A 17,573-nucleotide genomic window follows, 5' to 3' on the forward strand; every position below is an offset into this window, starting at 1 on the left:
GTCCACTCGAATCAGAAAAAAGCCGCCGGCCCGAAGGCCGGCGGCCGGCTTCCCCTTAGCGGAGGAGCTGCAGGATGCCCTGCTGCGCCGTGTTGGCGAGCGAGAGGGCCGAGATGCCGATCGACTGGCGGGTCGACAGGGCCTGCGAGTTGGCGGCTTCCTCGTTGAGGTCCGCGTTCGTCAGGTTGGCCGAGCCGGTGTCGAGGATGTTGATCAGGTTCTTCGAGAAATCCTGACGGTTCTGCACCACCGTGAGATTCGAGCCGAAGGTCGAGGACTGGGCGCGAAGCTGGCTGGTGGCGGCAGTGATGGCCGTCAGGGCCGAGTTGATCTCATCATCCGACTGGAAGCCGCCGGTGATGGAGTTGAGACCCAGACCATCGGCGTCGAGCTTCGCGCCGGCAATCGTGATACTCGAAGAACCGGTCTCATTGAAAGTAACCTTCAGCGAGTTCTCACTTGGATCGCTGCCCGAGCGGGACAGCAGATTGATACCGTTGTAGCTGGAGTCCTGGGCCTGCTGCGTGATCTGGGTCAACAGGTCGTTGAACTGCTTGGCCAGCGCAGTCCGGGTAGAGTTCGTACCACTGGCCGAACCAGAGCCCGAGGCGACGACAGCCTTGGTCGTGGTACCAGCAACGCCGAAGCCGAGGTCCGTGTTGCCGCCGGCGGAGTTGTCGATGGTAATCTTCTGAGATGAGCCGGTTGCAGTCGACGTGAAGGTCAATTTGTTGTTGGTGTCGAAGCTTGCAGTGACCTGGCCCTTGAAGCCAGTATCAGATGAAAGCTGGCTGTTGATCGAAGCAAGGATCTCGGTCTTCGTCGTCGCAGCGGGTGTCGCACCTGCCGCCACCGTGATAGTCTTGGTCGGACCGCTGCCCAACTGGATGTTGAACGCAGCCGTGTTGGCGCCGGAGAGATCAAGGGTCGTCGCTACAGCCGTATTGGCAACTGCGATCGCAGCGGTTGCCGTGCTCTTAGCAGCGGCACCCGTGGCAGTCTGCGCAGCGACCGCCGTGCCGAACCCGATATCCACTTCGTTGCCAGCGGTGTTGGTGACAACCGCGGAGGCTGCCGAACCCGTTGCCGTCGAGGTGAAGACAATACGACCGTCGGTGGTCTTGGACGCGGAGACCGCTGCCGGATTGGTCGTATCGTTGGCAAGCTGATTGTTGATCGCCTTCACAACGTCGTCGGCAGTCGCTTTCGCAACATTGCTGGTAACACCGCTCAGAGTCGTTGCATCAAGCGTGATCGTGGTGGCGTTGGTCCCGTCACCAAGAGTGAAAGTGGCGTTGCGGGTGCCCGAAAAGTCTTGCGTACCATCGGTGGCAGCCGTGGTGGTGCCCTGAAAGCCAGTCACCGCTGTGAGGATTGCGGCAGTAGCAGGGGTTCCACTGGAGACAGCACTCTTGTCGGCCAGTGCCTGGTTGGCGGTGGACTTTGCGGAATCGACCAGCTTCTGGATCGAGGTGATACCCTGGTTGGCGGCCTGAATGGTCTGGACGCCGTTCGAAATGCCGTTGAGGAGAGAGCCGAGATCGCCCGAGCGGCCGGACAGCGACTGCGAGGTGAAGAAGCTCGTCGGGTCATCGAGGGCCGAGTTGACCTTCTTGCCGGTCGAGAGCCGGTTCTGGGTGCTGGAGAGAAGGTCGGCCGTGCCCTGCAGCGAGAGCAGGTTCTGGCGGGTCGCGGCGGTAAGGGTGATGCCTGAGGACATGCTGTTCGATCCATTCTGATCGGTGCGCCTCCGTTTTTGGAGGCAAGGTCACATGAGCACCCATCCGTTGCGATCGACTTAAGACACGCGTCGAACGAAAGCTTGACGGGAAAGATCAATTGCCGTCGATTTTGAAAAAGATGTTTTTTGTCAAAGTGTTGATGATGTAGGGCGGGATCGCCCTTGATGTCCTGTTAACCAAGATCGACCATTGTACCTGTCAGGTTCGCAACGAGGATCGCCATGCCCCTGAAGATCGAACTGAAGCCGTTCGAACGCCTGCTGATCGGGGGCACCGCGATTCGCAACGGCTCACGGCGTTCCAGCTTCGTCATCGAGACCGTGACGAAGTTTCTGCGCGAGAGCGACATCATCCTGGAGAGCGAGGCGGACACCGCCTGCAAGCGCCTCTATCTCACCCTTACGGTAATGTACCTCGCCGAGGTGACCTCGGAGACCGAGGATCTCTTCATCACGCAGGCCAATGCCCTGATCGCGGCAGCGCCCAGCATGGCGCCCTACCTGCGCGACATCCATGATTTCATCGCCGAGCGCGACCTTTATCGTGCTCTGAAGCGCTGCAAGGAGTTGATCCACTACGAGCAATCGCTGGCCGAGCGGCTGGCACCGCCCGCGGCGTCCCGCGGTTGAGGCAGGGATACCGAGGCTGAATCGAAAGAGCCCGCCGCTTCCCAGCGGCGGGCTCTTTCGATGGAGGCTTGCGGTTCGGAAGCTACATGCGCAGGCCGGCGGCGATGTTCTGATTGATGCTGATGAGGGCAGAGAGCTTCTCGGCTCTCGGTTCGATCAGCGTGTCGATCATCCGCTTGAAGACGAAGGTCGAGAGTTCCGCGATGTTGTTCTTGATCTCGACCGGCAACGGGCTCTCGGGAGCCGTGGCCGCTCCGGCGATGATGGTCCAGACCTTCTGATTGAAGTTCAGGGCGTCGTTCAGGGCAGGGGACTGATTGGTCCAATCGGTCTGGATCGCCTGCAGACGTGTCGCAGCCTTGATCAAGACGGCAGCCTCTGCCTCGCGCGGCGACAGTGCAGTCTGTGCAACCCGGGCATAGGCGCTGGCCCCGTACGACATCGCTCGATCCTCCCTCAAGGTGTGCAGACCCGATTCGGGGCGCGGGCCGAACTTAGGCACCCGATTGTTAAGGGACCGTAATATCACGCCGTGCCGTAATCATGCCCGGATATGCGACGACGGAGAGCGCGCGCCCGCGCGGATCACGCGCAGGGTGTTGGATTACCGCCACCATGATGAATTTCATTCTGGGCACTGTCGCGGGCGGATTGCTGGTCGGGCTCGTCACGATTTCCGCCGTCCGCCAACCGGTCGTGCAGGCCAAGCTGGGCCTTTTTCCCGTGTCCACTGCGCTGTTGATGCCATCGGCGAAGACGCCGGAGGCCTCTCGCCCAGATCCGCCATGCCGTCAGACCGCGACGGTAGGACAACCGGACATGCTGTTCTCAAAGCGACGGTTCTGGTTCGTCGCTCCGTGAGCGAGCGATCCGTAAGACTCAGAGGCTGCTGATCAGGAACATCACCATCGTGGTCGCCACGGTGGTGCTGACGAACCCGCAGAGGGCGGCCGCGAAGGAGGGGCCGGTGGAGAAGCTGCGATCCGTGGTCTTCAGGTCGAAGGCGGCGGTGGTGTTCATGATGGCTGACCTTGGCGGCGACTCATCTGTCGCGTGCGGGTTGACAGTGAAACGAAGCGTGGCGGGCGGGCGTGCGGGCCCACACCCCATCAATCGCAACGATTGGCGCGCTTGGCCGCCCGAAGAGCCCGCGACTCGCTGCGCAGATCGATGGCGACGACGCCAGCGCCGCAGTCCTCGAAGGCATCACGCGCATCGGCATAACGGTCGCCGATCTCGTCAAGGGTGTCACAGGCACGGTCGTGATGGCCGATCCGCGCCTCCTGACGGAACTGGTAGCGGAGGGCATTGGCCTCATCGATCTTGCGTTGCGCGTCGAGACAGGCGGGGGCGGCGAGGGCTGGCGTCACGAGAGCCATCACGAGGCCGGCGGCAAGAGTCAGTTGAAGGGGTTGACGCATGGGGACACCTGAGATGGGGACACTTGGACGTGCCGCCGGTGAACAGAATTCATCGAGCGTTCGAAAGTGTCCGCAAGATCAGTACTGAACTCTCCGATATTGCATCGGAGGAGCAGCACTCATATCGCGTGCAGGTTCCAGAAACGGCGAACCTGTCGTTAAGGTTCCACGCTGGCCCATGGCGTCGTCCGCCGGCGCCGGGAAACCAGAATTGCGGCCAGGGAAATCGGGGCGGGGCCCTGCGCATCGACACCGACATCGTACTGCCGGGGAATCGGTTTCAACTTGTTGTGCGAGTGACCGTGCAGGTTGACGGCACCGCGACCGATTCCGTTCCAAGTCCGGAACGCGTAGTGACAGAGTACCAAGCGCCGCGCATCGACGGTAATCTCGGCATAATGGGCGATCGTAGCCCATCCGGGCGCATGCAGTGTCCCGGCCCCGTCATTGTTTCCGATGATGAGGTGCTTGGTGCCTGACAGGCTTCCCAGGATCGCGGCAATGCGGCTGTCGGAGGAACCGAGGGCGAAGTCGCCAAGGTGCCAGACGTCGTCCTCGGGCCCGACGACCGCATTCCAGGCGGCGATGAGTGCGGCGTCGTGTGTCGCAAGATCGGCGTAGGGCCGCTTGTCGATCCGCAGGATGCGCGGATCGCCGAAATGCGTGTCGCTGGTGAACCACACGGCCACAGTTGGCTGCCCGCGCCGCGATCAGCGTCCGGGACTGAAGCGCAGCGGCACGGTAACGGCGAGGCTGCTCAGACTGATCCCGGCGGGTGCTGCGGGGAGTGAGCCACGAACGGTCGCCAAGGCCGCGCTGTCGATGGCGCCGACCCCGCTGCTGCTCGCCAGCCCCGAACTCAGCACCTGACCGGAGCGGGACACCGTGAACCGAACGACGGCCACGCCGCCGCTGGTGCCAGCCGCCGCATTCGCGTTCATTCGCCCCCGGATCGCCGAGCTCAGCATGCCTTGCCATGCCCTGAGCGCATTCGGATCGTTCCCGCCAGCGGCTGAGCCCGCACTGCTCTGCCGCGAAGCGGAAGCCGAATTCTGCTGGGCACGCCCTTCGCTCGCCGCGGCCGCCGCGCGGCGTGCAGCCTCCTTGGCAGCCTTTGCCTTGGCTTCCTTGGCAGCTTCGCGACGGGCCTCGGCGATGGCCTCGCGGCGCTCCTCCTGTTCGACCTTCAGGCGGGCCTCGCGATCGGCCTTCCGCTTCGCCTCACGCTTGGCCTCGAGGATCTTGGCCATATCCGGCTTCGGCTTCTCCACCTCTAAAGGCTTGGGAGCCTCCGCGATCGTGGGCGGGGGCGGCGCCAGGGCGGGCGCTTCCTGTCCCGTCGAGGTGATGACCTGATCCTCGGGCGGCGGTTCGACGACCGCTTCGGTCGGAGGCGTGACCGGTGCCTCAGGCGGCTCGGCCATGGTGGTGGCTTCGGGGGCGATCGGTGCCGCGTCCGGCGGCGGCGGGACGGTGGCTTCGGGCGGCGCCACCTCGGTCGTCTCAAGAGGTTTCGTGACCGGAACCGCCTCTGGCGTTTCCACCGGATTCGCTTCAGGCGGGGCGGGTGCCTGGGCTGCCTGCTCGGCGGGCGCCTGGGTGTTCGCCTCTGTCATCTGCGGGGCGAGATCGATCGTCACGATATTCTCGCCCGGAGGCGCGGTTGGCGCCGTGCCGAACAGTGCCATGCCGACCAGCGCTGCGAGGTGCAGGGCCAGCGCAACGAGGAACGCCGCGGCGAGCCCGGACGGACCGCGCTGTTCCGGTTCGACCGGTGTCGCGAAGGCGCTATTGGGATGCAGGGCGTTCATGGATTACTGCGGCGTTCCGCTGACAGGGGCCGGAGCGGCGGCCGGCGAAGCGGGCAGCGCACCGCCGGGCGATTGGGCGATCAACGAGACCTTCGTGAAGCCGGCTTGGCCGACGAGGCCCATCACCTCCATGATCTTGCCATAGGGCACGTCGCGGTCGCCACGCACCAGCATCACCTGGGTCGGGTCCTGGGCCGCCAATGCGCGCAGGCGGGGCAGGATCGCATCCGGCGTGAGTTCTTCCTTGGCGAGGTAGGGCCTGCCGTCCTTGTCGATGGAGATCTCGAGCGGCTTCTTGGCCTGGGCGACTTTCTGGGCGGTGGTCTTGGGCAACTGCACAGGCACGCCCGTGGTCATCAGGGGAGCGGCCACCATGAAGATGATCAGCAGCACGAGCATAACGTCGACCATCGGGGTGACGTTGATCTCGGACATCGGCGCTGCGTCGAGACCATCATCGTCATCGCTGCCGCCGGCGCGGATCGAACCCATTGCCATCGTGAAGCGGCCCTCCAGGGCCAGGGCGAAGGGCGATCAGGCCGGTCCGCCGCACAGGTTGCTGTCAGGAATCGGCGCTCGCGCGGCGCCGGAGCGTGCCTTGGTCAGGTAGGAGCGTTCACTCGGCGGCGGCACGGCCATGCACGGCTCGGTCGCGGGCGAGGCGATTGCCGAGAATGCCGATGCTGGAGACGAAACTGGACTGGATCCGACTGACATCGTTGATAAGCTTGTTGTAGGCCATCACGGCAGGGATCGCGACGATGAGGCCGATGGCCGTGGCGAACAGGGCTTCGGCGATCCCTGGGGCGACCACCGCCAGCGAGGTGTCCTGACTCTTGGCGATGGACGAGAAGGAATTCATGATGCCCCAGACCGTCCCGAACAGCCCGATGAAGGGCGCCGTCGAGCCAGCGGTGGCCAGGAGAGGCAGGCCGGTTTGCAGACGCTTGATCCGGCTGGTCAGGGCCGCGCGCATCGCGCGCTCGATGCGGTCGCGCCGCTCGGCCCGGGTCTCGCTGGAATCCTGATCCCGCCAAGCCTCTGCGGCCGCTCCCATGATCTGAGCGTCCATGCCGCCGCCGGATGATTCGAGCGCTCCACCGGACCGCACCAGCACGTCGAACGCCTTGGCTTGACGCTTGGCGGCGGCAATCCGGACGATCTTTTCGAAGACGACGGTCCAGCACGCGATCGAGGCGATTACGAGGAGGATCATCACGCCCTTCACGATCGGATCCGCCTGCAGGAACAGTCCGATGAAGGAAAAGTCGTGCGTGACTTCGGCCTGCGCTGCGGTCGGGTCCATGATGGTCTCTCTCAGTGCGTACGGTGTGCGGGCTTCGATATCGGATCTCGAATGCGCTGATCAGCGCACGAAGGCCGCGGAGGTCTTACTCTCGGTCTCAATGCGGTCGAGGCAGGTCTCACGGCTGGCCTCGCCGCCCTCGCAGGCCAGGACGTCGTTGAGGAGCAGGCGACCGATCTTTGGGCAGGCGATCCCCGGGAAGTCGAAGAGGCGGACCATCGTCTTGCGGTCTTGCACCGGTCCCAGCTCCACGGACAAGCGCTTCTGGGCGATGCCTTCGGTATCAAAGGCGAACAGGTCGACCTTCAGGGATTTCAACGCTGGGCCGCGGCTATTGTCCACGAGAAGATAGGTGCGGCAGGCGTCGCCGGCGGGTTCCAGGCGATTGAGTTCCAGCTTGATCGGCGCGGTCTTGCCGTCCTGCGCGGTGACCGGTGCGGCAAGGCTCGTGAGTATCGCCAGGGACGCAAGGCCGGCAACGACATGCTTCGCCACGATGGTCTTATTCCTACGCAAGGACCCGTCTTCGCTCACGCCGCGCACTCCCGCTAAAGTACCGTCGCTCAGCGCGACGCAACCAGATCCCAGCGCGATCGCCTGTCTCGACAGGATGTCTCGACAGCCCTGCTTGGCCCGGCATCGATTTCGGTGAGCACCCCGGCGCGCCGTCTGAGAACCGCGATCCAGGGACTGCCCTACGCGGGGTGGGCATATCCGAGGACGCGACCGCAGATCAAGCGCAGGGCGGAATATCAGAGGAATTCCAAACTGTTACTCGGGACACCGAAGCGGTCTAGCTTGCGATCTGCCGAACCGTCCCGCCTTTGGATGCCGAAAGCGCCTGAGCCCTCAGGGGCTAACGGGTGCTCGGAGGCTGATGGGGCAATGTGTCGGGGCGGCCTCGCCCTTGATGCGTTCCGAGCCCGCCTCCATATCGCGATGACCGGCGATCGAATGCCGGGAGGGGTGCTGCGAAGGCGGGCCCCGATCACCGAAGTGCCTCATGAAACTCTGTTTCGGGCTTCGCTGGAAGGATATGCGTTCGTGACGACTCGGCCCTCTCCGTTCGGACATCCCTTTCTCCTCGGATTCGATGAGATCGAACAGGCTCTCGACCGGGTGTCGAAGGCCGCCAACGATGGGTATCCGCCTTACAATATCGAGCGTCTGGCGCGGACCGAGCATCAGCCGGAGCGCCTTCGCATCACTCTGGCTGTCGCGGGGTTCACCCGCGATCAGCTCGACGTGATGCTCGAGGAGAGCCAACTGGTGGTGCGTGGCCGGCAGGTGGACGACAAGACCCGGCAGTTCCTGCACCGCGGTATCGCTGCGCGTCAGTTCCAGCGCGCATTTCTGCTCGCGGACGGGATGGAGGTGATGGGCGCCGATCTCTCGAACGGTCTCTTGTCGATCGACCTGACTCGGCCGGAGCCGGACAGAATCGTCCGGAAGATTGCCATCGCGTCCCGCGACGAGGCCTGATGCCAGGGCTTCGGCCCACATCGACCGCCGGGCCCGTTCCCGGTGTACCGCTCTGCCAAGAAGGAGGGCAGTCCATGACCGAGTTCAACACCAATCCGCTCACCCAGGCCGATCTCGACCCGGCCGACTTCAATGTGGCTGATCTCGCTGCGCTCGGCGAAGGACATATCGCCTATGTGCGCGCGATCCGCTCCGACGAGGTAAAGCGCATCTTTCCGCAGGCACCTGACCTGACGCCTGGTCTTGACCTGTTCGCGCTTCTCTCGGCCAGCGGTGCACCGATCCTGCTCGCCGACTCTCGGGATGCCGTGGTGGCCAATGCGGCCGCCAACGACCTCTACACGGTCAGTCTGCACTGACCCGGAATTCGGTGACCGTCGTCAGAAGCCGTTGCAGATCCTGCGGCCGGGACAGACGATGGTCGCCGTCCGCGATGAGGGTGAGGAGGGTGCCGGCCTTCGGAAGCCTCTCCACCACGCGCAGGGCGTGCGTGTAGGGAACGTCGGGGTCGTCCATGCCTTGCAGGATATGGACCGGGCAGCCGGGATCGAAGTTCGCTCCGAGCAGACAATGGCGCTGACCGTCTTGGATGAGCGCGTGAGTGATCGGGACCGGCGTCGGATCATAGGCGCTTGGCCGAAGCCAGGCGCCGTCCCGTTCGATCTGCGCCCGGATTTCTGGCGTGAACCGATCCCAGAGGAGGCTCTGGGTGAAATCCAGGGCCGGCGCGATGAGGACAAGGCCTGACGGCGCCGTCCGGCGGTTGCCTGCGCGCGCACAGGCCACCAGGCATGCGATCCAGCCGCCCATCGACGAACCCACCAGGATCGGGTTCTCGGGCGCGTAGGCAGCAACGACCGCCTGTGCATCCGCGAGCCAAGTTGAAATCGTGGCTTCGGCGAATACGCCGGTCGATTCGCCATGGCCAGTGTAGTCGAATCGAACCAGAGGTCGGCCTTGCCGCTTGGCCCAGGCATCGAGCGTCATCGCCTTGGTGGCGCCCATATCGGAGCGGAAGCCGCCGAGCCAGACCAGTGGAGGGCCTTCGCCGGCTCTCCGTCGCACTGCGATCTGCCGTGCCGCCGATCCGGTCCCCACCTCAAGGAACTCCAGCGCCCCATCCTGCACAGACGTCATTCGTTAACCCTTGCCCTGGGATGCATCGAACTGAACGCATCGCCTTTGCATTCCGTTTACCGGGCCGTAAAGCGCGGCGTTCAAGCTCACGGCTATGACCGACACGCAAGACGGACGCTGTTTTCCTTGGGTACGCGACCCGAGCTTCGATCCCGGACCGTGGGCCATTCCGGCTTGCCCGTCATGAACGGCGACGTGCGCGGCAGCTTTCCGTCCGAGCGTGCGCCGCTCGCGGGGGCGACCATCTTGCAGATCATTCCGGAGCTTGATGCCGGCGGCGCCGAGCGCACCACCGTCGATGTCGCCGCCGCCTTGGCTGCGGCCGGCGCCCGGGCGCTGGTGGCCACCGAGGGCGGCCGCCTGATCGGCGAATTGCAGGCCAAGGGCGGCATCTGGCTCCCGTTTCCGGCGGCTTCGAAGAATCCGCTTGCCATGGCCTTAAATGTGGGGCGCCTCGCCCGCCTGTGCCGACGCGAGGGCGTGCATGTCGTCCACGCTCGCTCGCGGGCCCCGGCCTGGGTCGCCTTGGGTGCAGCGCGCCGCGTGAAGCTTCCCTTCGTGACGACGTATCACGGCAGCTACTCCGGCCGTACGGGGGTAAAAGTCCTCTACAACTCCGTGATGGCACGGGGTGACGTGGTCATCGCCAACTCGCACTACACGGCCGACCTGATCCGCACACTGCACCCGGAACAGGCGGGCGACCGGGTTCGGGTCATCCATCGCGGCACCGATCTGGCGCAGTTCACGCCCGCGGCGGTCTTGCCGACGCGGGTCGAAGCCCTGCGCCGTGCCTGGGGCGTCGCCCCGCATGAGCGCGTGGTGCTGCTCGCGGCGCGGCTGACGGGCTGGAAGGGTCAGCGGGTCCTGATCGAGGCGGCGGCGCTGATGCGCGATCGCGGCATCACCGACGTTGCCATTGTCCTCGCCGGCGATCCGCAGGGACGCGTCGCCTACGAGCGCGAGCTCGACGCGTTAATCGCGGCGCGCGGCCTTCAGGCGATTGTGCACCGGGTTGGGCACTGCACTGATATGCCGGCGGCCTTCCGGGCGGCCTCCGTCGTGGCGGTACCATCCGTGGAGCCCGAAGCTTTCGGCCGTTCCGCCGTGGAGGCCCAGGCCCTGGGCACCCCTGTGGTGGTGTCGGATCTTGGAGCCGTGCCGGAAACGGTGTTGGCACCTCCCGAAGTTCCGCCGGCCCAGCGGACGGGATGGCGAGTTCCGCCGGGTGATGCCGGTGCTCTGGCCGACGCTCTGTCGGACGCCCTGTCCCTAGGGGCCAGCGCGCGCGATGCGATGACCCGGCGCGGCCGAGCGCATGTCGAGGCGCACTTCTCCCTCGAAGGCATGGTCGGTGACACACTTGCCGTCTATGCCGACCTCATCGTCAGCCGGGCCGTGGCCGCACGCGGGTGATCGCTGCGTCCAATGAACCAAACTGCGACGACCGTGTTGACTTGCACGAGAGTTCAGCCAAGGTGTCGCACCGAATTTCGCGAGCGATGGGTGGCCAGGATCGACCCCAAACGGGGTTTGAGTTCGCGGGCTGCCGTTTCGTCGTTTCATTAGGAGACCAAAGCCATTCGTAGACCTATGAGAGCTATGCCGGCCCCGCAGAAGGACGGGCCGCGCGCCAACCGGGACATCCGCGGCGTCCGCGAAGTGCAGCTCATCGACGACACCGGACAGAACCGTGGCGTCGTCGCCTTCTTCGACGCCATCGCCATGGCCGAGGAGGCGGGTCTCGACCTCGTCGAGATCGCACCGAACTCCGTCCCTCCCGTCTGTAAGCTTCTTGACTACGGCCGTTTCCGCTTCAACGAACAGAAGAAGCAGAACGAAGCGCGCAAGAAGCAGAAGACGGTCGAGGTCAAGGAGATCAAACTCCGCCCCGGGATCGACAAGCACGACTACGATACAAAGATGAAGGCCGTAATCCGGTTCTTTGAGGAAGGCGACAAGGTCAAAGTGACTCTGCGCTTCCGCGGTCGTGAGATGGCTCACCAGGACATCGGCCTGCGCCTGCTCGAGCGGGTGAAGAACGAGACCCAGGAGATCGCTAAGGTTGAGAGCGAGCCGATGCTCGAAGGCCGCCAGATGATCATGATTCTGGCTCCGCGCTGAGCCGCTCCCGGCTGAGCGCCTGACGCAGAAAATGCACCGCCTTCCTCTCGGCAGGCGGTGTTTTTCGTTTTCCACGCCTGCATGAATCCGGTCGACGACGCGTCGGTGTGTCGACCGGCGGTCTTCCAAGTAGAGAGCGTTTTTGCCCAGCGGGCAGCATCCCGCGCGAATGCCGCCCGCTCTTTGAGGCCTACTTCAGCAGAGAGATCTGCGCATCGCCGGTCCGCCGGAGGACATTGACCGTGACGTCCTCGCCGTAGCGCTGCAGGCGCAGGTCCACGCGTGAGGTGCCAATCTTCAGGTTGAAGATCGACACGCCGTCGAGGAACGGCGGCAAGGTCGGATTGCGGAAGCGGACCCGATTACGGTCGTGGTCGATCTCCAACCCGAGGCAAGCCGCCAGGAAGGCGAACGGCGCCGCTGCGGCCCAGGCCTGTGGCGAGCAGGCCACGGGGTAGGAGACGGGGCCGCGCTGGTGGCGTCGCATGAAACCACAGAACAGCTCCGGCAGCCGCTTCTGATCCTGATAGAGAGCCGTGTCGAACATGCCCTCGAAGATCCGCGACGCTTCCGGTTTCAGGTTGTAACGCGCCAGTCCCAGGGCGATCAGTGCGTTGTCGTGCGGCCAGATCGAGCCGTTATGGTACGACATCGGATTGTAGCGAGCTTCGCCGCGGGCGATCGTGCGCACGCCCCAGCCGTTGAAGCCGTCCTTCGACAGGAGGTTGGCAGCGACGCTCGCTGCGCGCTCCTGCCGCGCGATGCCGGTGAAAAGCGCATGGCCGGCGTTGGACGAGCGTACGGCGCATTGCCGCTTCTCGCCATCGAGGGCGAGGGCGTAGGTGCCGATCGCCTCGCACCAGAATGCCTTGTCGAAATTGTCGCGCAGGGTCTGCGCCTCCTCGCCGAGACGCTGCGCCAGGGTGTCATGGCCCAGGAGCGAGGCGAGCTTGGCCGCCCCGTTCTTGGCGGCATAGACGTAGCCCTGGACTTCGCAGAGAGCGATAGGGCCCTTCGCCAGATTGCCGTCGGTGTGGAAGATGGAGTCGTGACTGTCCTTCCAGCCCTGGTTCTCAAGGCCCTTGTCGGTGTCGCGGGCATACTCAACGAACCCATCGCCGTCTCGGTCGCCGTACTCGTCCATCCAGGTGAGGGCGAGTTCCAGAGCAGGCCAGATCCCCGAGATTGTCTCCAGGTCACCGGTGACGGCATAGTACTCCCAGGCCAGCATCACGAAGAGCGGCGTGCCGTCGATGGTGCCGTAGTAGTGCCGGAACGGCACCTCGCCGAGCATGGCCATCTCACCGCGCCGGGTTTCGTGCAGAACCTTGCCGGGCTGCGCGTCGGCGGCCGGGTCGACGGCCTGGGCCTGGGTCGAGGCGAGGTAGCGCAAGACGCCCTTCCCGAAGTTCGGGTCGATCCAAAGCGCCATCATGGCGGTGATGATCCCGTCGCGCCCGAATACCGTGGAGTACCAGGGAATGCCCGCGAAGGGGTAGATGCCTTCCGGCGTCCGGCTTGCCAGCATGTAGAGGTCGGCGGTAGCGCGACAGGCGGCTTCGTTAAACTGGTCGTTCGACGAAATGATCGTCGTGATGCCGGCAGTGAGCTGGCGCAGGTCGCGACGGGAGTCGCGATAGGCCCGAGCGAAAATGACACCCTCGGCGAGACCCTTCGGGTGGCGCGGAGCAGCGGAACTCCCTGCGGCGCGCGACAGGCCGGCTGCTGCATCCTCGCCAACCCGCTCCGCAGCGGGAGCGCTGGTGAAGGCGCGGTGTGATTCGAAGACCGCTCTCAGGAACAGCGAAGCGCGTCCGCCTGGCGGCAGGGAGACGACGAACTCGGCGCGGCCCGGCTCGATGTGCTTGGGCGTTGGCCCGAAATGCAGGCTCGTGGTGCGCACGACCTCGTCGAGGCCGGCGTAGCGAAACTGGACCTCGGATTCGCTCGCCACCTGAACGCTGCGCTTGCCGCGCACGGGGCGGTCCATGCCGCGCACTTCGAAAAGATCCCGGAAATCGGCGTCGAAGGTGACGGCAACCTTCAGATGCCAGTGTCGGGAATCATAGTTGCGGAGGCCGATCCTATCGTAGCACGCGCCCTTGAAGAGAAACTTGGTGCGTTCGATCGCGATCAGTTCGCGGGGGATCGTGGTCTCGTCATGAGCATCGATGCGGATGTCGGGCGTCGTCATGTCGACGCTGAGCGCGCCGTTGTCGTCCTGCATCACCGAGGACAGCAGCAGCGGTCGCTGGTCCTCGATGGTGACATGCAGACGTGAAAGGTAGCGCGTGTCTTGGAAGTAGAGGCCCTCGGGACCGGGGAGCACGCCGATATCGCCGTAGCTGTCGAGAACCGCGAAAGCCTCGCCGTATTTCAGCGAGCGCAGCGGGCGCTCGACAAGTGAGGTCTGCGCCTCGATGTGATATTGCGGCAGGACTTCGTCGGCATCCTGGAAGCCCCGGGGAATCCGCGTTTCGGTTGCGGGCTCGGAGGTCGCCTTCAGTGTATCCGCTGCCATGCCTGAGCGTCTCCGAAATGGGTGTCGAATCAAAAGGGCCGCCGGTCGCATGATGCGGCGCGGCGGCCCTCAGTGGCAGAGGTAGTGCGGCAATCTTGCGGCGCCAGCCTGCTCGGCGGCGAGCAAATCCGATGCCGGGCGGGGCCCGGCTCGGACAGTATCAGGCAGGCATCGCAGCGACGGAGATCTGGGGCAGGGCGGAGCCGTTCATCTCGCCATAATGCGAGGAGAAAGCGCCGGCATGCGGTAGCTTGATCACCGAGTTCGCGCCGGCTAGCAATCGTTCGTAGGCGGCCACGTACTTACGCACCATGCACTCGGCGGTGAAATTACCTTCGAAGTGCCTGCGCACGCCAGTACGGCTCATCGACTTCACTGCGTGGACCGCCGCCACCGCGTCATCCATCGAGTCGCACAGGACGCCAGAGACACCATCCGCGATCACCTCCGGCACGGAACCGTTCCGGAAAGCGATGACCGGCGTGCCGGCCGACATCGCCTCGATCATCACGAGGCCGAAGGGCTCCGGCCAGTCGATCGGGAAGGCAAGGGCGAGGGCGTTGCCGAGGAAGTCCTTCTTCTGCTCCTCGTTGATCTCGCCGATGAACTCGACGAGGGGATGGTGGATCATGGGCTCGATGACCTCGTCCCAATAATCTTGGTCGGCCTTGTCGACTTTCGCGGCGATTTTCAGCGGTATGCCGGAACGGATCGCCATCTCGATCGCACGGTCGGGACGCTTTTCCGGGGAGATGCGGCCGAGGAAGGCAAGGTAGCCGCCTTTCGACTCCGGATAGAACGGGCAGTTCTGGGCCGGAAGACCATGGTGGATGGTCGAGAGCCAGTTGACGTTCTCGGGCATCGGATCACGCTGATTGTCCGAGATCGACACCAGAGGCATACCCGTGAAGGTGCGGTAGACCGGCATGAAGTCCGGCACGTCGAGGCGCCCGTGCATCGTCGTGAGGCATTTGTGATTTAGATCTTCGAACATCGGATACTGAAGCAGATCGATGTGGAAGTGGAGGATATCGAACTCGTGCGCTCGCTTGTGCACGTGGTGCAACATGGCAAGGTGGCTCGCAGTGTGATCCCGATAGCCGAGGAGGCGCAGGCCCTCGGGCGTGCAGGCTGCGAGCTTGGCCGAGGTCTCCGAATCACCGCTAGCGAACAAAGTCACATCGTGGCCCTGGCGGACCAGTTCCTCGGTGATCCATGACACCACGCGCTCAGTACCACCATAGAACTTCGGGGGTACGGCCTCCGAAAGCGGAGCAATCTGGGCAATGCGCACGAAGCGTCTCCTATGAGGTCGAATGTTGCGCCGACCTAACGCGATCCGGCCTGAGTGGGACATGAACGAAACGGACGGCCAAGGTTATGGTTCCCGGCCCTTGAGCTACGCCAGAACTCTCTGACAAACGGACTAAGATGTCCCCGCTATCCCCGCGTTCGATGCCGTCTGGCATGCCAGACAAGTCCATGGCAGGAATTGTAGGAAATCGGCCGAACGACCCCCTGCGCGCATCGGTCGTGTTGTTCGGAACGGGGGAAGAACTACCTCATGCGCATGGCCGATTTTGTGCGACGCACGATGCCCTTGTTTCACTCCGGGGGGTCGTCTAAGCCTCGCGCCGGCGCAGTCTGGCATTGGAGCAATTCCATGCGGCTTAAGGCGTCGAAGGCGTCGCAATCGCCTGCCAATACGAGAGGTCCCGCATGTCCGGCCTGATGGCAGACTATCTGCCCCTCATCGTCTTTATCGGCGTCTCTGTGTTCATTGCTGCGGCCCTGCTGGTTGCGCCCTTCCTGGTCGCCTACAACAGCCCCGATCCGGAAAAGCTGTCGGCCTACGAGTGTGGCTTCAATGCTTTCGACGACGCGCGCATGAAGTTCGATGTTCGCTTCTACCTCGTCGCGATCCTCTTCATCATCTTCGACCTTGAGGTCGCGTTTCTGTTCCCGTGGGCAATCTCCTTCGGTGAGCTTGGATGGTTCGGCATGTGGTCGATGATGGCTTTCCTCGGCGTTCTGACCGTCGGCTTCGTCTACGAGTGGCGCAAAGGCGCCCTCGAATGGGACTAGTGTTCCCGAATCGCGCCGTCCACGAAGTCCGCCCATCCGAAGCCTGATCCCGAGAAACCGATGGCCTTCAGCCCCGACCTCTCCCGCGCCCCGGCGATCGCCCAGGCCCCCAAGGGCATCATCGATCCCAGCACGGGCCTTCCGATCGGCGCCAATGATCCGACCTTCCTGTCGATCAACGACGAACTCGCCGATCGCGGGTTTCTCGTCACGTCCACGGATGATCTGATCAACTGGGCCCGCACCGGCTCGCTGATGTGGATGACCTTCGGTCTCGCCTGCTGCGCCGTTGAGATGATGCAGATGTCAATGCCGCGCTACGACTGCGAGCGCTTCGGATTTGCGCCACGCGGGAGCCCGCGTCAGTCCGATGTGATGATCGTCGCCGGCACGCTGACCAACAAGATGGCTCCGGCTTTGCGCAAGGTCTACGACCAGATGCCGGAGCCTCGCTACGTCATCTCGATGGGTTCCTGCGCCAACGGCGGAGGCTACTACCACTATTCCTACTCGGTGGTCCGCGGCTGCGACCGGGTGGTGCCGGTGGATATTTACGTCCCGGGCTGCCCGCCCACGGCCGAGGCGCTGCTGTATGGCGTGCTCCTGCTCCAGAAGAAGATCCGCCGCACTGGTACGATCGAGCGCTGAGGAAGGACGCCCGGCATGACCAATGGCATCAGCATCCTTGACCATACCGCGCCGGAGTCCGGCGTCGGCGCCCTGCAGCGGATCAGCGACCATGTCGCCGGTGCGCTCGGGCCCGCGATCGTCTCCCGCACCATCGCCTTCGGCGAACTCACCCTCGTGGTGCAGGCCAGCGACATCGTCTACGCGCTGACCTACCTGCGCGACGACCCAGCCTGCGCCTTTCGCTGCTTCATCGACATCTGCGGCGCCGATTATCCGGCCCGGGAGAAGCGGTTCGACGTGGTCTATCACCTGCTCTCGCTGCGCCATAATTCACGGATCCGCTTGAAGGTGCAGACCGACGACCAGACGCCGGTGCCCTCCGTAATCAAGGTCTTTCCGGCCGCGAACTGGTTCGAACGCGAGACCTACGACCTCTACGGCATCCTGTTCTCGGGCCACCCGGACCTGCGTCGGCTGCTCACTGATTATGGCTTCGAAGGGCACCCCCTGCGCAAGGACTTTCCGCTCACCGGCTTCGTCGAAGTCCGCTACGACCAGGACGAAGCGCGCGTGGTCTACGAGCCGGTCAAGCTCACCCAGGAATTCCGAAACTTCGACTTCCTTTCGCCGTGGGAGGGCACCGAGTACGTGCTCCCGGGCGATGAGAAGACGTCGGCTTGAGCAG

At 64.2% G+C, this 17,573-nt stretch carries 21 protein-coding genes; 9 read left to right on the forward strand and 12 right to left on the reverse strand.

Annotation, left to right across the window (positions count from 1 at the left end; translation table 11 throughout):
* Nucleotides 1–55 precede the first annotated feature (55 nt).
* Nucleotides 56–1,720, reverse strand: coding sequence for a flagellin N-terminal helical domain-containing protein (locus AC6EUL_RS17060; protein ID WP_056214534.1), 1,665 nt, complete (start codon nucleotides 1,718–1,720; stop codon nucleotides 56–58).
* Between the two features lie 243 nt (nucleotides 1,721–1,963).
* On the opposite strand from AC6EUL_RS17060, the gene AC6EUL_RS17065 reads away from it, so the two are divergent.
* Nucleotides 1,964–2,371, forward strand: a complete 408-nt coding sequence (locus AC6EUL_RS17065; RefSeq protein ID WP_056381225.1) for a flagellar biosynthesis repressor FlbT — start codon at nucleotides 1,964–1,966, stop codon at nucleotides 2,369–2,371.
* An 82-nt stretch (nucleotides 2,372–2,453) separates the two neighbouring features.
* Here the strand turns inward: AC6EUL_RS17065 and flaF are convergent, their stop codons facing one another.
* On the reverse strand, nucleotides 2,454–2,813 hold the full coding sequence (gene flaF, locus AC6EUL_RS17070; RefSeq protein WP_056214542.1) for a flagellar biosynthesis regulator FlaF: 360 nt from the start codon (nucleotides 2,811–2,813) through the stop codon (nucleotides 2,454–2,456).
* 173 nt (nucleotides 2,814–2,986) lie between these two features.
* Here flaF and AC6EUL_RS17075 point away from each other — a divergent pair, with 173 nt between their 5' ends.
* Nucleotides 2,987–3,232 carry a hypothetical protein gene (locus AC6EUL_RS17075; RefSeq protein WP_056381226.1) on the forward strand — a complete coding sequence of 82 codons (246 nt, stop codon included), beginning with the start codon at nucleotides 2,987–2,989 and terminating at the stop codon, nucleotides 3,230–3,232.
* A gap of 18 nt (nucleotides 3,233–3,250) precedes the next feature.
* Here the strand turns inward: AC6EUL_RS17075 and AC6EUL_RS17080 are convergent, their stop codons facing one another.
* From AC6EUL_RS17080 to AC6EUL_RS17110, 7 genes are all read right to left on the reverse strand, one after another.
* On the reverse strand, nucleotides 3,251–3,391 hold the full coding sequence (locus AC6EUL_RS17080) for a hypothetical protein (RefSeq protein ID WP_200941248.1): 141 nt from the start codon (nucleotides 3,389–3,391) through the stop codon (nucleotides 3,251–3,253).
* Between the two features lie 89 nt (nucleotides 3,392–3,480).
* Nucleotides 3,481–3,792: a hypothetical protein gene (locus tag AC6EUL_RS17085; protein WP_056275209.1), complete on the reverse strand. Its 312-nt coding sequence runs from the start codon at nucleotides 3,790–3,792 to the stop codon at nucleotides 3,481–3,483.
* Nucleotides 3,793–3,950: 158 nt separating this feature from the next.
* Nucleotides 3,951–4,481 carry a metallophosphoesterase family protein gene (locus tag AC6EUL_RS17090; RefSeq protein ID WP_499871505.1) on the reverse strand — a complete coding sequence of 177 codons (531 nt, stop codon included), beginning with the start codon at nucleotides 4,479–4,481 and terminating at the stop codon, nucleotides 3,951–3,953.
* 21 nt (nucleotides 4,482–4,502) lie between these two features.
* Nucleotides 4,503–5,603 (reverse strand): TonB family protein, encoded by a 1,101-nt coding sequence (locus tag AC6EUL_RS17095; protein WP_056214558.1) that lies wholly within the window; start codon nucleotides 5,601–5,603, stop codon nucleotides 4,503–4,505.
* Between the two features lie 3 nt (nucleotides 5,604–5,606).
* The gene (gene tolR / locus AC6EUL_RS17100; RefSeq protein WP_056275214.1) at nucleotides 5,607–6,101 is read right to left on the reverse strand and encodes a protein TolR; all 495 of its coding nucleotides are present in this window, start codon (nucleotides 6,099–6,101) and stop codon (nucleotides 5,607–5,609) included.
* Nucleotides 6,102–6,219: 118 nt separating this feature from the next.
* Nucleotides 6,220–6,909: a MotA/TolQ/ExbB proton channel family protein gene (locus tag AC6EUL_RS17105; RefSeq protein WP_056214567.1), complete on the reverse strand. Its 690-nt coding sequence runs from the start codon at nucleotides 6,907–6,909 to the stop codon at nucleotides 6,220–6,222.
* 60 nt (nucleotides 6,910–6,969) lie between these two features.
* Entirely contained in the window at nucleotides 6,970–7,371 is a 402-nt protein-coding gene (locus tag AC6EUL_RS17110) for a Tat pathway signal protein (protein WP_244472724.1), read from the reverse strand.
* A 582-nt stretch (nucleotides 7,372–7,953) separates the two neighbouring features.
* Between AC6EUL_RS17110 and AC6EUL_RS17115 the strand changes: the two genes are divergently transcribed.
* Both AC6EUL_RS17115 and AC6EUL_RS17120 read left to right on the forward strand, forming a co-directional pair.
* Nucleotides 7,954–8,391 (forward strand): Hsp20 family protein, encoded by a 438-nt coding sequence (locus tag AC6EUL_RS17115; RefSeq protein ID WP_056214570.1) that lies wholly within the window; start codon nucleotides 7,954–7,956, stop codon nucleotides 8,389–8,391.
* 74 nt (nucleotides 8,392–8,465) lie between these two features.
* Nucleotides 8,466–8,750, forward strand: coding sequence for a BQ00720 family protein (locus AC6EUL_RS17120; RefSeq protein WP_056214573.1), 285 nt, complete (start codon nucleotides 8,466–8,468; stop codon nucleotides 8,748–8,750).
* Here the strand turns inward: AC6EUL_RS17120 and AC6EUL_RS17125 are convergent.
* Complete coding sequence (locus AC6EUL_RS17125; protein ID WP_499871508.1) at nucleotides 8,737–9,528, reverse strand: alpha/beta hydrolase; 792 nt, start codon at nucleotides 9,526–9,528, stop codon at nucleotides 8,737–8,739. The genes AC6EUL_RS17120 and AC6EUL_RS17125 overlap by 14 nt on opposite strands.
* Before the next feature lie 183 nt (nucleotides 9,529–9,711).
* On the opposite strand from AC6EUL_RS17125, the gene AC6EUL_RS17130 reads away from it, so the two are divergent.
* Nucleotides 9,712–10,944, forward strand: a complete 1,233-nt coding sequence (locus AC6EUL_RS17130; protein ID WP_056381231.1) for a glycosyltransferase family 4 protein — start codon at nucleotides 9,712–9,714, stop codon at nucleotides 10,942–10,944.
* Between the two features lie 186 nt (nucleotides 10,945–11,130).
* A complete protein-coding gene (infC, locus tag AC6EUL_RS17135) occupies nucleotides 11,131–11,652 on the forward strand; it encodes a translation initiation factor IF-3 (protein ID WP_238280755.1) in 522 nt (173 codons plus the stop codon).
* Nucleotides 11,653–11,842: 190 nt separating this feature from the next.
* Here the strand turns inward: infC and AC6EUL_RS17140 are convergent, their stop codons facing one another.
* Nucleotides 11,843–14,173, reverse strand: coding sequence for an amylo-alpha-1,6-glucosidase (locus AC6EUL_RS17140; RefSeq protein ID WP_056381233.1), 2,331 nt, complete (start codon nucleotides 14,171–14,173; stop codon nucleotides 11,843–11,845).
* Nucleotides 14,174–14,333: 160 nt separating this feature from the next.
* A complete protein-coding gene (locus AC6EUL_RS17145) occupies nucleotides 14,334–15,467 on the reverse strand; it encodes a glycosyltransferase family 4 protein (protein WP_056214584.1) in 1,134 nt (377 codons plus the stop codon).
* Nucleotides 15,468–15,892: 425 nt separating this feature from the next.
* Between AC6EUL_RS17145 and AC6EUL_RS17150 the strand changes: the two genes are divergently transcribed.
* Genes AC6EUL_RS17150 through AC6EUL_RS17160 form a run of 3 tightly spaced genes read left to right on the forward strand, consistent with a single transcriptional unit; the run spans nucleotide 15,893 to nucleotide 17,569 of the window.
* On the forward strand, nucleotides 15,893–16,258 hold the full coding sequence (locus AC6EUL_RS17150; protein WP_055948771.1) for an NADH-quinone oxidoreductase subunit A: 366 nt from the start codon (nucleotides 15,893–15,895) through the stop codon (nucleotides 16,256–16,258).
* 60 nt (nucleotides 16,259–16,318) lie between these two features.
* Nucleotides 16,319–16,906: a NuoB/complex I 20 kDa subunit family protein gene (locus AC6EUL_RS17155; protein ID WP_056214588.1), complete on the forward strand. Its 588-nt coding sequence runs from the start codon at nucleotides 16,319–16,321 to the stop codon at nucleotides 16,904–16,906.
* A gap of 15 nt (nucleotides 16,907–16,921) precedes the next feature.
* Nucleotides 16,922–17,569 (forward strand): NADH-quinone oxidoreductase subunit C, encoded by a 648-nt coding sequence (locus AC6EUL_RS17160; protein ID WP_499871512.1) that lies wholly within the window; start codon nucleotides 16,922–16,924, stop codon nucleotides 17,567–17,569.
* The last annotated feature ends 4 nt before the right edge of the window (nucleotides 17,570–17,573 follow it).

The organism is Methylobacterium sp. 001424705, assembly GCF_059816145.1.

What these genes read in the sequence shown, in the direction of transcription:
- AC6EUL_RS17060 (WP_056214534.1), bottom strand. Translation starts at nt 1,720, where the DNA reads ATGTCCTCAGGCATCACCCTTACCGCCGCGACCCGCCAGAACCTGCTC.
- AC6EUL_RS17065 (WP_056381225.1), top strand. Translation starts at nt 1,964, where the DNA reads ATGCCCCTGAAGATCGAACTGAAGCCGTTCGAACGCCTGCTGATCGGG.
- flaF (WP_056214542.1), bottom strand. Translation starts at nt 2,813, where the DNA reads ATGTCGTACGGGGCCAGCGCCTATGCCCGGGTTGCACAGACTGCACTG.
- AC6EUL_RS17075 (WP_056381226.1), top strand. Translation starts at nt 2,987, where the DNA reads ATGATGAATTTCATTCTGGGCACTGTCGCGGGCGGATTGCTGGTCGGG.
- AC6EUL_RS17080 (WP_200941248.1), bottom strand. Translation starts at nt 3,391, where the DNA reads ATGAACACCACCGCCGCCTTCGACCTGAAGACCACGGATCGCAGCTTC.
- AC6EUL_RS17085 (WP_056275209.1), bottom strand. Translation starts at nt 3,792, where the DNA reads ATGCGTCAACCCCTTCAACTGACTCTTGCCGCCGGCCTCGTGATGGCT.
- AC6EUL_RS17095 (WP_056214558.1), bottom strand. Translation starts at nt 5,603, where the DNA reads ATGAACGCCCTGCATCCCAATAGCGCCTTCGCGACACCGGTCGAACCG.
- tolR (WP_056275214.1), bottom strand. Translation starts at nt 6,101, where the DNA reads ATGGCAATGGGTTCGATCCGCGCCGGCGGCAGCGATGACGATGATGGT.
- AC6EUL_RS17105 (WP_056214567.1), bottom strand. Translation starts at nt 6,909, where the DNA reads ATGGACCCGACCGCAGCGCAGGCCGAAGTCACGCACGACTTTTCCTTC.
- AC6EUL_RS17120 (WP_056214573.1), top strand. Translation starts at nt 8,466, where the DNA reads ATGACCGAGTTCAACACCAATCCGCTCACCCAGGCCGATCTCGACCCG.
- AC6EUL_RS17125 (WP_499871508.1), bottom strand. Translation starts at nt 9,528, where the DNA reads ATGACGTCTGTGCAGGATGGGGCGCTGGAGTTCCTTGAGGTGGGGACC.
- AC6EUL_RS17130 (WP_056381231.1), top strand. Translation starts at nt 9,712, where the DNA reads ATGAACGGCGACGTGCGCGGCAGCTTTCCGTCCGAGCGTGCGCCGCTC.
- infC (WP_238280755.1), top strand. Translation starts at nt 11,131, where the DNA reads ATGCCGGCCCCGCAGAAGGACGGGCCGCGCGCCAACCGGGACATCCGC.
- AC6EUL_RS17140 (WP_056381233.1), bottom strand. Translation starts at nt 14,173, where the DNA reads ATGGCAGCGGATACACTGAAGGCGACCTCCGAGCCCGCAACCGAAACG.
- AC6EUL_RS17150 (WP_055948771.1), top strand. Translation starts at nt 15,893, where the DNA reads ATGTCCGGCCTGATGGCAGACTATCTGCCCCTCATCGTCTTTATCGGC.
- AC6EUL_RS17155 (WP_056214588.1), top strand. Translation starts at nt 16,319, where the DNA reads ATGGCCTTCAGCCCCGACCTCTCCCGCGCCCCGGCGATCGCCCAGGCC.
- AC6EUL_RS17160 (WP_499871512.1), top strand. Translation starts at nt 16,922, where the DNA reads ATGACCAATGGCATCAGCATCCTTGACCATACCGCGCCGGAGTCCGGC.